The sequence below is a fragment of the Pseudoxanthomonas sp. UC19_8 genome, from assembly GCF_042700505.1.
In the GTDB taxonomy this organism is placed as follows: domain Bacteria; phylum Pseudomonadota; class Gammaproteobacteria; order Xanthomonadales; family Xanthomonadaceae; genus Pseudoxanthomonas_A; species Pseudoxanthomonas_A winnipegensis.
Map to the genome: position 1 here is coordinate 375,291 of NZ_CP170559.1, position 13,074 is coordinate 388,364.

Consider the following 13,074-nt stretch of genomic DNA (forward strand, 5'->3'; position numbering starts at 1 on the left):
GCATCCCCCGAAAGAGGCGTCAGCGCGCCCCCCTGTCCTGACACAATCGATCCATGAGGGGCGCCGGCGTGCAGGGACACCGAGGGAGCTGGATCATCCGCGCGTGCTCGGCGTGGCTGGTCCTGGCCTGGCTGTGGCCGCGCGTCGCGCACGCCGAAGACGCGCTCCCGGACGCGGCGCTGTCCGGGTTCGACCACAGCAGCTGGACGCTCGAACGCGGCGCGCCGGCCGATATCTGGGACATGTTCCAGGGCAGCGACCGGGCCCTGTGGCTGGGCACCGGCAGCGGGCTCTACCGCTTCGATGGCCAGCGCTTCATGCGCACCCCGCCGCCGCCGGGGCAGGCCTTCCCCTCCAACAACCTCACGGTGCTCAAGGACGACGGCGCTGGCGGCGTCTGGGCGGGCACCTACGATGCCGGTGTCTTTCATCTGCACGGCCAGACGCTGCAGCGCTACGGCCCCGAGCAGGGCCTGCCGTCGGGGATCGCGTTCTCGATGGCGCGCGACGGGCAGGGGCGTTGGTGGGTGGCCAATGGCGATGGCCTGCGCTGGTTCGACGGCCAGCGCTGGCGCGCGCCGCAGGCCGGGCAGAGCTTCGCCGCGGCCGAGGCCTACTGGGTGCTGTGCGACGCGGGCGGCGCGCTGTGGGTGGCCACGGCCGATCGCCTGCTGTATCTGCCGCGCGCAGGGCAGCGGTTCCTCGACGCCGGCGTGCCGCTGAGCCGTTACGCGACCCTGGCGCAGGCGCCGGACGGCACGGTGTGGGTGGCCGATCGCCGGCACGGCCTATGGCCGGTGGCCGACCGCGCCGGGCTGCTGCCGGAAGACGCGCGGCAGCGGCGCGCCCTGCCGCAGCTGCGCCTGCAGCGCTTCGCCTTCCAGCGCGATGGCAGCCTGTGGGGCAGCGTGCTGGGCGGCGGCGGGATCGTGCGGCTGCGCTGGGAACGCGCCGGCGCCAGGCCGCGCATCGAACGCTTCGATATCGGCCAGGGCCTGCCCTCGACCTACGCCTCGCCGGTGCTGGAAGACCTGGAGGGCGATGTCTGGGTCGGCACCAATCTGGGCCTGTCGCGGTTTCGCCGGCATCTGATCCATCGCCTGGCCTGGCCGGGGCGCGATGCGCCGGACACGTTGATGACGCTGCCGGGGCAGCAGGTGCGCGCCTATGGCGAGGCCGGCACCGTCTGGCCGTTGGATCGCGCCCGTCTGGCGGCCCTGGGCGCGGGGCAGCGCCCGATGCCGGCGCAGGACGCCGCGTCGGTCTGGCGCTGGCAAGGCGGCCGGATCGTGCGTTCGCCGCATCCGGCCGCGATGGCCGCAGCGCCGTCCGACGCAGGGCCGGGCGAGGTCTCGGCCCTGATCCAGTCCGCGCAGGCCGTGTGGGTGTGCGCGACCGCGGGCGGCGTGCTGCGCAATGCCGGCGGCGGCTGGGTGCGCGAGACGCGCCTGCCGGAGCGGCGTTGTTCGACCCTGCAGGTGGACGCGCGCGGCGCGCTGCTGGTCGGCTACCCGGACGGCGGCGTCGCCGTGTTGGAGGACAAGGCGCAGGGCCCGGTGCCGGTGTCGCAGGCCGGCGTCGGGCCGATCACCGGGCTGTATCGCGACGACGCGCTGACCCTGGTCGCCGGCGAGGAAGGCCTGGCGCTGGCCGACGCGGCGGGCGGCCATGCCCGCGTGCGCGGATTGCGCGAGGACCTGCTGCTCGGCATCAGCGGCATCGTGCGCCAGGGCGAAGGCGATCTGTGGCTGTACGGCATCCGGGGGCTGGTGCGCGTCTGGCCCGACGACCTGCGGCGCAGCGCCGCCACCGGCCTGCCGCTGGATCAGGCCCGCGCCTTCGACGCGATCGACGGCCTGCCCGGCGTCGCGCTGCAGGCCAATGCCGTGCCGACCTTGGCGCTGGGCCAGGATGGGCTGCTGTGGATGGCGAGCAACCAGGGCCTGGCCTGGCTGGACGTGAACGCCATTGCGCGCAACCGCGTCGCGCCGCAGGTCCGCCTGGGCGAGGTGGTCTCGGGCCAGGGCCGGCAGCCGCTGGTCGACGGGCTGGTCCTGCCCAAGCGCACGCGCGAGCTGGAGCTGGACTACTCCGCCGCCAGCCTCGCGCGCCCGGACCGGGTGCGCTACCGGGTCCGCCTGGAGGGGGTGGATGCGCACTGGCGCGAGATGGGCGAGCTGGCGCAGGTGCGCTACGCCAACCTGCAGCCGGGGCGCTATCGCTTCGAGGTCATGGCCGCCAACGAGGACGGCGTGTGGAGCGTGCCGGTCCAGGCCGGCTTCGCCATCCGCCCCGCATGGACGCAGACCGGGCTGTTCCGCGTGGCGATGCTGGTGCTGCTGGCGCTGGCGATCGCCGCGGTCATCGTCCTGCGCAGCCGCGCCCTGGCCGCGCGCTGGCGCGCGCGCATGGAAGAACGCCATGGCGAGCGCGAACGCATCGCCCGCGACCTGCACGACACCTTGCTGCAGGGCATGCAGGGCCTGGTGCTGCGGCTGCATGCGGCCAACCAGCGGCTGCCGCACACCGAGCCGGTGCGGCACGAGGTCGAGCACGCCCTGGAGCTGGCCGAATCCACCCTGCGCGAGGGGCGCGAGCGGGTGGTCGGCCTGCGCGGCGAGGACACCCGCATCGAGCTGGGCGCGCGCCTGGCGGCGGTCGGCAAGCGCCTGGCCGACGGTCCGGCGCCCAGCCTGCGCCTGCTGATCGAAGGCCAGCCGCGCGCGCTGCCGACCTGCGTGGCCGAGGAGGCGTTCCTGATCGGGCGCGAGGCGCTGACCAATGCGCTGCGCCACGCCCAGGCCAAGGCCATCGAAGTGGAGATCGGCTACGGCCGCGAGGCGCTGCACCTGCGCGTGCGCGACGACGGCGTGGGCATGCCGGCCGACGCGCAGGCCAGGCGCGCGCACTTCGGCCTGCGCGGCATGCGCGAGCGCGCCGCCCGCATCGGCGGCACGCTGCAGGTGTGGTCGGCGCCGCGGATGGGCACGGAGATCGCCCTTTCTGTCCCGGCCGCGCGCGCCTACGCTGTGGCACGGACGCGCTGGTGGCAGCGCCTGCGCCGGGCTTCGCAGGAGGACGCGTGATGCAATCGCAGATCGGCGTGCTGGTGGTGGACGATCACCCGCTGTTGCGCGACGGCCTGCGCGCCATGCTCGAGGCGCAGCCGGACATGCACCTGCTGGGCGAGGCCGGCGACGGCCACCAGGCCCTGGAGCGTTACGCGCAGCTGGCGCCCGATGTGGTGCTGATGGATCTGCAGATGCCCGGCATGGACGGCGTGGAAGCCATCGAGCGGCTGCGCCGGCACGATCCGCGTGCGCGCATCCTGGTGCTGACCACCTACAGCGGCGATGCGCGTGCGGTGCGCGCGCTGCAGGCCGGCGCGGCCGGCTATCTGCTCAAGGACATGCTGCGCCACGATCTGCTGGACACCATCCGCGCGGTCTTCGCCGGCCAGCGCCCGCGCATGCCGATGCACATCGCCGAGGGCATCGCCTGCCACGTGGCCGACGACGGGCTGTCCCAGCGCGAGACTGTGGTCCTGTCGGCGGCCGCCAGCGGGCTGACCAACAAGGCCATCGGCCAGCGCCTGTCGATCTCCGAACAGACCGTCAAGGCGCACATGAAGAGCCTGATGGCCAAGCTCGGCGCGCGCGATCGCACGCATGCGGTCACCATCGCCCTGCAGCGCGGGATCATCTCGCTGGAGCGGATCGCGCTGTAGCCGCGCGGCGAGGATTCGTGTGCGCGTGATGGCGGGCCCGGCGCGTCGCTCATGCGTTCCGACGCGCCGGGCTTGCCTTGAACTGCGCTGAGGTCAGCGCAGCATCTTCAGGCCGGCGTCGTATTCGGCCGGGCTGAGCTTGCCGTCGCGGTCCATGTCGATCATGCCGAAATGCGGCGCCAGCGGATGGTCCTTGGGCAGCTCGGCCTTGTCGATGAAGCCGTCGTGGTTCCTGTCCAGCGCGGCGAACTCGCCCTGGGCCGGCGCGGCCGCGGCGTGGTCGCCGTGCGGGTGCGCCTGCGGACCGGCCCGGCGGCGCCGGAAAGCAGACCGGCGCAGACCAGGGAGACAGCGAAGAACGGATGTTTCATGGAGAGCCTCTTGGGGTGGGAGAAGAAAAGGAACCTCAGAACCACACGCGCACGCCGGCCACCAGCGCGGTCTCGCGCGGGTGGTCGGCCGCGTCGGCGCTGCCGCCGAAGTAGCGGGTGTGGTTCACGCCGATGTAGGGCGCGAAGCGGCGGGTGACCTCGTAGCGCAGGCGCAGGCCGGCCTCGACACTGTTGAGCCCGCTGCCCTGCCCGGTGCGCGGATCGTCCTTGGCCGACAGGTCGGCCTCGACGCGCGGCTGCAGGATCAGGCGGTTGGTGAGCAGCAGTTCGTACTCGGCCTCCAGGCGCGCGCCGAGCTGGCCCGAGCTGCCCAGATACGCCGTGGCGGCGACCTCGAACTTGTACGGCGCCAGACCCTGCACGCCGAGCGCGGCCCAGGTGCGCCCGTCGCGCGGGCGGAAGTCCTGGCGCACGCCGGCGACCAGATCCCACCAGGGCGTGATGCTGCGGCCGTAGAGCACTTCCAGGTCGGCCGATTCGGTGCGTCCCGCGCTGCGCTCGCCTTCGCTGCGCAGCCACAGGCGATTCACGTCGCCGCCGATCCAGCTGCTGGCCTCCCAGGCCTGGCCGTGCGCGTCGCTGGCGTTCCACGCTTCCAGACGATCCAGCTGCACCAGCCAGTTGAGCGTCGGGCCATGCGCCATGGAGGCGTACGAGAGCTGCGGGAAGGCGGCCGCGCGGTCTGCGTCGGTCAGGACCGGAATGGGCTCGCGCGGTTGCTGCGATCCGCCGTGATCCATCGCCGAATGGTCCATCGCCGAATGGTCCATCGTGGAGTGATCCATCGCGGATTGGTCCATCGCGGATTGGTCCATCGCCGAGTGGTCTATCGCGGAGTGATCCATCGCGGAGTGATCCATCGCAGCGCCTCCCATGGACGAGGCGTGCTGCTTCGGCCTGTGCGGGCATGGCGGGGACGAAGGCTGTCCATTGGCTTGCGCTTGCGCGGCCTTCTTGCAGGTGGCCTGCGGTGTCTCCGCGGCGGTCTGCCCGGCCAGCGCCGGCGACGAAACGAGCAGGCCCAGGGCAATGCCCACTGCGGTGCGGGGCAAGGTCTGCATGCTCATTCCTCCACCCGCACTTCGCGCATCATGCCGCCGTCCATGTGGTAGAGCAGGTGGCAGTGGTAGGCCCAGCGGCCCAGCGCGTCGGCGCGCACGCGATAGCTGCGGCGCGTGCCCGGCGGCATGTCCACGGTGTGCTTGCGCACCTGGAACCGGCCCTGCGCATCCTCCACATCGCTCCACATGCCATGCAGATGGATGGGGTGCTGCATCATGGTGTCGTTGACCAGCACGATGCGCACGCGCTCGCCGTAGTTGAGCCGCAGCGGCTCGGCGCTGGCGAACGGGATGCCGTTGAACGACCAGGCGAACTTCTCCATGTTGCCGGTCAGGTGCAGCTCGATCTCGCGGCCGGGGTCGCGCCCGTCGGGATCGTCGAACACGCTGCGCAGGTCGGCATAGGTCAGCACCTTGCGGCCGTTGTCGCGCAGGCCGATGCCGGGGTCGTCCAGCTTGGGCGCGGTGGCCATCGACTGCATGTCCACCAGCGGATTGCGGGTCTCGCTGGCCGGATGCGCGGGCATGCCGCCGGCGCCATGGCCCATCGCGCCGTGATCCATCCCGGCCATGCCGCCATGGCCCATGGCCGAGTGATCCATGCCGGCCATGTCGCCGTGCCCCATCGCCGCATGGTCCATGCCCGCCATGTCGTGTCCGGCCGCGCCATGGTCCATGCCGCCCATCGCGCCCATGTCGTGGCCCATGTCGCCCATGCTCAGCAGCGGGCGCGGATCGAGCGCGGGAATCGGCGCCTCCAGCCCGATGCGGGTGGTCAGCGTGCCGCGCGCATAGCCGGTGCGGCCCATGTCCTGGGCGAAGACGGTATAGGCGTCCTGGCCGCGCGGCTCGACGATCACGTCCACCGTCTCTGCCACGGCCATGCGGAACTCGTCCACGCTGACCGGATGGACGTACTGCCCGTCCACCGCGACCACGGTCATCTTCAGGCCCGGGATGCGGATGTCGAAATAGGTCATGTTGGCGGCGTTGATGAAGCGCAGCAGCACCTTCTCGCCCGGGCGGAACTCGCCGCTCCAGTTGGCCGCCGGCGTCGTGCCGTTCATCAGATAGGTGTAGGTGTGGCCGTTGACGTCGGACAGGTCGCTGGGCGTCATCCGCATCCGGCCCCACATGCCGCGGTCGGCCAGCGTGGCAGAGAGCCCGTCGCGCCGCGCATCGCGCACGAAGTCGCCCACCGTGCGCTGGTAGTAGTTGTCGTAGGACGGCATCTTCTTGAGCCGCCGGAACAGCGCGGCCGGATCCAGGTCGGTCCAGTCCGACAGCAGCAGCACGTGCTCGCGGTCGTAGTGGTAGGGCGGCGGCGTGGCCGGCTCGATGACGATCGGCCCGTACAGCCCGGCCTGTTCCTGATGCAGCGAATGGCTGTGGTACCAGTAGGTGCCCGACTGGCGCAGCTTGAAGCGGTACAGATAGGCCTCGCCAGGATAGATGCCGTCGAAGCTCAGGCCCGGCACGCCATCCATGTTGGCCGGCAGCAGCAGGCCATGCCAGTGCACCGAGGTCTGCGTGCCGGCGGCCAGGCGATTGCTGACGCGGATGGTGACCGTGTCGCCTTCGCGCCAGCGCAGCAGCGGGGCGGGCAGGCGGCCGTTGACGGTGATCGCCGGCCGCTCGCGGCCGGTGAAGTTGACGCGGCTCGCGCCGATGGCCAGGTCGAATTCGGTGCCGCGCAGTTCGTTGGCGGTCGCAAGGCGGTCCTGGGCGAAGGCGGGTACCCGCGCCAGCCCGAGGCCGAGCGTGGCGCCGCCCAGCGCCAGGCCGGTGACGAAGGTACGGCGGGAAGGGTCCGGGACCCGATCGGGCCCGGAGAAAAAGCGTGATGGCATAGACGCCTCGATCGAGAGCCGTGCCGATGCGGCACGAAGTGCAGGCGCAGCGCGCCAGGCCAGGGCCGGGCTGCGACTGCGATCCAGGCCGCGACTGACGCGGCCGAGCGGGGCGCTAGCGGATCGGGGGACGCATCAGCGGCGGCACGGCGGGCGCGCCGCGCGTGCTCGCGTCGAAGGCCAGCGTGCGGCTGGCGGGCGCGTGCGGGTGCACCAGGGTCGGCAGCGCCGGCACGATGACCTGCGAGGCCGCGGCGCAGTGGCATTCGGACGAGGCGCAGCAGTGCTCGCCATGCTTCTGGTGCGCGCCCTCCATCGCCTGCCCGCAGGCCGGCGCGGCGCGCGGGTGCATCTGGCAATCGGCCTGCGCGTGGCCGGGCCGATGCTGCATCGACGCGTGCGCCTCATGGCCGCGCGATGCCGACGATGCGGCCGGCCCGTGCGCATTCGCCGCCGCCTGCGCCCAGGCGCGCGCCGCGGCATCGCCTGCGCCATTCAGCAGCAGGATCGTGCACAGCAGCAGGCGCAGGAGGGCGGACGGCAGCGACAAGGCGGATGCGGAAGCAGCGAGGAATGGCTGCAGGATAACCAAGAGATCCGCACGGGCAAGCCAACCGCCGCGCGTGGCCCCAGATAGGACAGAACCCTGGAGCCCACTCCACAAGGCCGTGCACGACGCATCGTCGTTTGTGGAATGAACAAATAATGAATGTCCATCTCGCAATGCAACAATCACGTTGACTCTGGACTTAGGTCCAAGTCTTAGGGTCCACCTCATGAACTCCACACCGCCACGTTCCCACTTCACGATCGGCGTGCTGGCCCAGCAGTCCGGGGTGGCGATCGACACGATCCGCTACTACGAGCGCGAGGGGCTGCTCTCGCCCGCCTATCGCCGCGCCTCGGGCTATCGCGAATACGACACGCAGTCGGTCGAGCGCATGCGCTTCATCCTGCGCGCCAAGGAGCTGGGCTTCAGCCTGGAGGAGATCCGCGAGCTGCTGGCGCTCGAATCCGATCGGGTCAACGGCGTGGAAGGCGTCAAGCAGCGCGCCAGCCGGCGCCTGCAGGAGTTGAACGTGCGCATCGCCCAGCTCACCGAGATGCGCGACGCCCTGGCGCGGCTGATCGACGCCTGCCCCGGCTGCGGCGAGCCGGAAGGCTGCCCGATCCTCTCCAGCATCCACGGCGCGCCGCCCGAGGCGAACGATGCGGCGGCCGCGCCTTCGCCCGCGCCGGCCTCGTGCTGCGGCGCGGATCTCAAAGACAGGAAACACGATTCATGAGTCAGGCGGCAGCCACCACGTTGAACTTCCCGGTCCGCGGTATGACCTGCGCGGCGTGCGCGACCACGATCGAGAAGCTGCTCAACAAGCATCCGGGCGTCAAGGCGACGGTCAACTTCGCCAGCGAACGCGTGCAGCTGCAGTACGACCGCACCCAGGTCCAGCCGCAGGCCCTGGTGGAGACGCTGGACAAGGCCGGCTTCTCGGTGCCGCCGCAGACCGTGGCGCTGGAGATCACCGGCATGAGCTGCGCCGCCTGCGCGGCCGGCATCGAAGGCGTGCTGGCCAAGACGCCCGGCGTGATCGCCGACAACGTCAACTTCGCCTCGGCCAAGGCGCGGGTGGAATACACCCCGGGCGTGGTCGACGTGGCGCAGATCGTCGAGCGCATCGGCAAGGCGGGCTTCGGCGCGAGCGAGGTACGCGAGATCGGCGAGGCCGAGATGGCCGCGCGCGAGGCCGGCGAACGCGCGGCCTGGCGCCGCCAGGTCTGGATGTTCGTGGCCTCGGTGGTGCTGACCCTGCCGCTGTTCGCGCAGATGTTCACCATGTTCGACTTCGCCGACCTGGGCCACGCGCTGGGCGGCCACCACGCCGAACTGCTGCCGCGCTGGCTGCAGCTGGTGCTGGCCACGCCGGTGCAGTTCTGGATCGGCGCGCGCTTCTACAAGGCGGCCTTCAAGTCACTGCGCAGCGGCACGGCCAACATGGACGTGCTCGTGGCGCTGGGCACGTCCATGGCCTATCTCTACAGCGTGGTGGTGACGGTGCTGGATCTGCCGGGCCAGCATGTGTACTTCGAGGCCAGCGCCTCGATCATCACCCTGATCCTGCTCGGACGCCTGCTGGAGGCGCGCGCCAAGCGCAAGACCTCCTCGGCGATCCGCGCGCTGCTCAACCTCAAGCCCAAGACCGCCAAGGTCGAACGCGACGGCAAGCTGGTCGAGGTCGATGCCGGCAGCCTGGTGGTGGGCGATGTGTTCGTGGTCGCCGCGGGCGAGAGCGTGCCGGTGGACGGCGAAGTGCTCAGCGGCACCTCCAGCGTGGACGAGGCGATGCTCTCGGGCGAGTCGATGCCGGTGAACAAGGAGCCCGGCAGCCGGCTGTTCGCCGCCACGGTCAACCAGTACGGCATGCTGCGCGCGCGCGCCACCGGTATCGGCGCGGACACCATGCTGGCCCAGATCATCCGCATGGTCGACGAGGCGCAGGGCTCCAAGGCGCCGATCCAGCACCTAGTCGACCGGATCGCCGGCATCTTCGTGCCCGTCGTCGTGGCCATCGCCGCGCTGACCCTGGCCATCACCTGGCTGGTCACCGGCAGCTTCTCCGTCGCGTTGGTGCACGCTGTCGCGGTGCTGGTGATCGCCTGTCCGTGCTCGCTGGGTCTGGCCACGCCGACGGCGATCATGGTCGGCACCGGCATGGGCGCGCGCGCCGGCATCCTGATCCGCAACGCCGAGGTGCTCGAACGCGCCCGCGCGCTCAAGACCCTGGTGGTCGACAAGACCGGCACCCTGACCGAAGGCAAGCCGCAGGTGACCGACCTGCTGCCCAGCGCGGAGACCGAACGCGACGCGCTGCTGCGCCTGGCGGCCAGCCTGGAGGCCGGCTCGGAGCATCCGCTGGCCAGGGCGATCGTAAAGGCCGCCGAGGCGGCCGGCGTGCAGGCGGCGGGCGTGACCGACTTCGAGACGATCCCGGGCAAGGGCGTGCGCGGCGTGATCGACGGGCGCCAGGCGATCCTGGGCTCGCCGGCCTGGCTGGCCGCCGAGCAGGCCCGCACCAGCGCCGCGCTGGAAGCCCGCGCCCAGGCCGTGCAGGCGCAGGGCAAGACCGTGGTCGGCATCGCGGTGGACGGCGTGACCGCCGGCTTCATCGCCATCGCCGACCAGCTGCGCGACACCTCGCGCGAGGCCGTGCGCCGGCTGCAGGCCATGGGCGTGGACGTGGTGATGATGACCGGCGACAACCGCCACACCGCCGAGGCGATCGCGCGCCAGGCCGGGATCGCGCGCTACTTCGCCGAAGTGCTGCCGCAGCACAAGGCCGATGAGGTCAGGCGCCTGCAGCAGGCGCAGGGCGGGCACGTGGGCATGGTCGGCGACGGCATCAACGACGCGCCGGCGCTGGCGGCGGCCGATGTGAGCCTGGCCATCGGCGCCGGTTCGGACATCGCCATCGAGGCGGCCGACGTGGTGCTGGTCAAGGGCGACCTGCGCCACGTGGCCACCGCCATCGACCTGTCCGGCGCCACGCTGCGCAAGATCCGCCAGAACCTGTTCTTCGCCTTCTTCTACAACGTGCTCGGCATCCCGCTGGCCGCCTTCGGCCTGCTCAATCCGGTCATCGCCGGCGCGGCGATGGCGATGAGCTCGATCTCGGTGGTGAGCAACTCGCTGCTGCTCAACCGCTGGCGTCCGAAATGATCGGATCGCCCGGGCCGGCCCGCTTCGAAGTCCCACTTCCCACACCCAAGGAAAGCCCAAGATGCATATCGAACTGACCGTAGACGGCATGAAGTGCGGAGGCTGCTCCGGCCGCCTCAAGCGCGTGCTGGAAGGCACCGACGGCGTGCAGGCCACGCAGATCGTGCTGGAGACCAAGCAGGTCGCCGTCGATTTCGACGAGGCCGGCATCGACGTCGATGCGATCAAGCACGTGATCACCGACGCCGGCTTCACCGTGCTGGCCGCCTAAAGGCATGACCGGCCTGCGCAGCGGGATGACGGATGCCACGAAGCCTGATGGGTTACATGTGGACCGGCGCCCCGTGTGGTGGCCGTCCTTGAGGCCGCGCGGTCATGCGGACGCGTTTCACCGCGGTCCTGCCAGGGCGATGGCATCGGCGCCCGCGGGGAAATGGAGCTGGTCCGAGCCGTCGTGCACGGCCCGCCAGACGGCCTCGGCAACGTCCTCGGGGCGCGTGGTCGCCTGCGGCCGGGAGAAGGCCTCGAAGATCGGGCGCGCATAGTCCGCATAGGCGTCCGGAATGAGGCCGTGCATGCGCCCGGCGCCGTTCTCGGCGAACCGCGTGGTCGGGCCGTAGCCGGGCTCGACCAGCTTGACCCGGATGCCGAACGCGCCCAGTTCGTGCGCCAGCGAACCGGTGAAGCCTTCGACCGCGGTCTTGCTGCCCGTGTAGGCGGCGGCCAGCGGCATGCTGGCCAGGGTGACGCTCGAGGTGACGTTCACGATCGTGCCCGCACGGCGCGCACGCATCTGCGGAATCACCGCCTGCACCATCGCCATCGTGCCGAACGTATTGGTCTCGAACACTTCGCGCACCGTGCGCATGGACGTGGCCTCGAAGGCACCGACGACGCCGATACCCGCGTTGTTGACCAGCGCATCGATCGGGCCGGCCTCGGCGACCGCGCGCGCGATGCTGTCGGCGTCGGTGACATCCAGGGCGACCAGCCTGATGCGCTCGGACGCGGGCAGCAGGTCGGAACTCGGACGGCGCATGGTGGCCACGACCTGCCAGCCGTGGTCGTGGAAGTAGCGGGCGGTTTCCAGCCCGTAGCCGGAGGAACTGCCGGTGATCAGGACGGTCTTCATTGCGGGGAACTCCGTGGTGGTCAGGTGCGACCACGTTAGGCCCGCGCCGCACGACTGACGATGCCGTGAAATCCATGAAACATTGGCTATAGTCCTGTCATGACCGATCCCCTCGCCGAACTGATCACCCTGCTCAGGCCCGCGCGGGTCATGGGCAAGCGCATTTCCGGCGCCGGCCGCTGGGGCGTCCGCTACGCGCCCTTCGGGCACCCGGGCTTTTGTGTGGTGACCGATGGCGCGTGCCTGCTGACGGTCGATGGCGCCGATCCCTTGCATCTGCAGGCAGGCGATTTCGTGTTCCTGCCCGCGACGCCGGGGTTCATCCTGTCCGGCTTCGTGCCCGTCGAGCCGCAGCTGGTCGACCCCGCCGCCCTCGCGGCCCAGGACCTGGAGCTGCGCCATGGCGCCCTCGAAGGGGAGCCCGACGTGCGCATGCTGGGCGGCTACTTCGTCTTCGAGTCGCCCGACACGGCCCTGCTGGTGACGCTGCTGCCACCGGTCATCCACGTCCGCGGCGAGGATCGACTCGGCGTGCTGGTGCGGCTCGTCCGCGAGGAAGCCATGCAGACGAGGGCAGGGCGCGACCTCATCCTGACCCGGCTGGTCGAGGTGCTGCTGATCGAAGCCCTGCGCGCGGCGCCAGGCGCCGGCGCGCCGGCGGGGCTGCTCCGTGGCCTGGCGGACGAGCGTCTGGCCCGCTCGATCCGCGAGATGCACCGCGAGCCGGCGCGCGCCTGGACGGTGGAGCAGCTGGCCCAGGTCGCCGCCCTGTCCAGATCGGCCTATTTCCAGCGCTTCACACGCGCCGTGGGCATGCCGCCCATGGAATACCTGATCGCCTGGCGGATGGCGATCGCCAAGGACATGCTCGACCGTCAGGAGCTGGGAATGGAGCAGGTGGCCGAGCGCGTGGGCTATTCGTCGGCGAGTACGTTCAGCACCGCCTTCGCCCGCCATGTCGGGCGCCCGCCGAGCGGCTATGCCCGGGAGCGGCGCCGGCTGCGTTCCCCGGTGGCCTGAAGTCCGCTGTGGATCGCAGGCAGCAGCCAGCGAAACGGCGATGAAGCGCAAGGCATGAGCGCGCTGGACCTGGTCCCTTCTTCTTTGCGCGGTCACGCAACGCTGGCGTGCTGATGACTCCGCGGGCTGCCCGTGCCTGCCCCTGCCGCGCGGCGTCCCGCTACAAACCCTTTCTTC

11 protein-coding genes are annotated in these 13,074 nt (G+C 71.1%); 6 read left to right on the top strand and 5 right to left on the bottom strand.

Annotated features, from left to right (window positions below; all coding sequences use genetic code 11):
* Positions 1 to 53 precede the first annotated feature (53 nt).
* Both ACFJIT_RS01650 and ACFJIT_RS01655 read left to right on the top strand, forming a co-directional pair.
* Positions 54 to 3,086, top strand: coding sequence for an ATP-binding protein (locus ACFJIT_RS01650; RefSeq protein WP_379654820.1), 3,033 nt, complete (start codon positions 54 to 56; stop codon positions 3,084 to 3,086).
* Entirely contained in the window at positions 3,086 to 3,727 is a 642-nt protein-coding gene (locus ACFJIT_RS01655; protein ID WP_379654821.1) for a response regulator, read from the top strand. The genes ACFJIT_RS01650 and ACFJIT_RS01655 overlap by 1 nt, the downstream gene beginning before the upstream one ends.
* A 93-nt stretch (positions 3,728 to 3,820) precedes the next feature.
* On the opposite strand, the gene ACFJIT_RS01660 is transcribed toward ACFJIT_RS01655, so the two are convergent.
* The 4 genes from ACFJIT_RS01660 to ACFJIT_RS01675 all read right to left on the bottom strand — a co-directional run bounded on the left by ACFJIT_RS01660 (position 3,821) and on the right by ACFJIT_RS01675 (position 7,580).
* Positions 3,821 to 4,066, bottom strand: coding sequence for a hypothetical protein (locus tag ACFJIT_RS01660; protein ID WP_379655691.1), 246 nt, complete (start codon positions 4,064 to 4,066; stop codon positions 3,821 to 3,823).
* Positions 4,067 to 4,133: 67 nt separating this feature from the next.
* The gene (locus ACFJIT_RS01665; RefSeq protein WP_379654822.1) at positions 4,134 to 5,180 is read right to left on the bottom strand and encodes a copper resistance protein B; all 1,047 of its coding nucleotides are present in this window, start codon (positions 5,178 to 5,180) and stop codon (positions 4,134 to 4,136) included.
* Between the two features lie 2 nt (positions 5,181 to 5,182).
* Positions 5,183 to 7,030 (bottom strand): copper resistance system multicopper oxidase, encoded by a 1,848-nt coding sequence (locus tag ACFJIT_RS01670; RefSeq protein WP_379654823.1) that lies wholly within the window; start codon positions 7,028 to 7,030, stop codon positions 5,183 to 5,185.
* A 115-nt stretch (positions 7,031 to 7,145) separates the two neighbouring features.
* Positions 7,146 to 7,580, bottom strand: coding sequence for a CopL family metal-binding regulatory protein (locus ACFJIT_RS01675; RefSeq protein WP_379654824.1), 435 nt, complete (start codon positions 7,578 to 7,580; stop codon positions 7,146 to 7,148).
* Positions 7,581 to 7,806: 226 nt separating this feature from the next.
* On the opposite strand from ACFJIT_RS01675, the gene ACFJIT_RS01680 reads away from it, so the two are divergent.
* From ACFJIT_RS01680 to ACFJIT_RS01690, 3 genes are all read left to right on the top strand, one after another.
* Positions 7,807 to 8,316, top strand: coding sequence for a heavy metal-responsive transcriptional regulator (locus ACFJIT_RS01680; protein WP_130528318.1), 510 nt, complete (start codon positions 7,807 to 7,809; stop codon positions 8,314 to 8,316).
* Complete coding sequence (locus tag ACFJIT_RS01685; protein WP_379654825.1) at positions 8,313 to 10,745, top strand: heavy metal translocating P-type ATPase; 2,433 nt, start codon at positions 8,313 to 8,315, stop codon at positions 10,743 to 10,745. The genes ACFJIT_RS01680 and ACFJIT_RS01685 overlap by 4 nt, the downstream gene beginning before the upstream one ends.
* A gap of 61 nt (positions 10,746 to 10,806) precedes the next feature.
* Positions 10,807 to 11,016 (top strand): heavy-metal-associated domain-containing protein, encoded by a 210-nt coding sequence (locus ACFJIT_RS01690; protein ID WP_234852709.1) that lies wholly within the window; start codon positions 10,807 to 10,809, stop codon positions 11,014 to 11,016.
* Between the two features lie 117 nt (positions 11,017 to 11,133).
* Here the strand turns inward: ACFJIT_RS01690 and ACFJIT_RS01695 are convergent, their stop codons facing one another.
* Positions 11,134 to 11,877 (bottom strand): SDR family oxidoreductase, encoded by a 744-nt coding sequence (locus tag ACFJIT_RS01695; RefSeq protein WP_379654826.1) that lies wholly within the window; start codon positions 11,875 to 11,877, stop codon positions 11,134 to 11,136.
* 99 nt (positions 11,878 to 11,976) lie between these two features.
* Between ACFJIT_RS01695 and ACFJIT_RS01700 the strand changes: the two genes are divergently transcribed.
* On the top strand, positions 11,977 to 12,897 hold the full coding sequence (locus ACFJIT_RS01700; RefSeq protein WP_379654827.1) for a cupin domain-containing protein: 921 nt from the start codon (positions 11,977 to 11,979) through the stop codon (positions 12,895 to 12,897).
* The last annotated feature ends 177 nt before the right edge of the window (positions 12,898 to 13,074 follow it).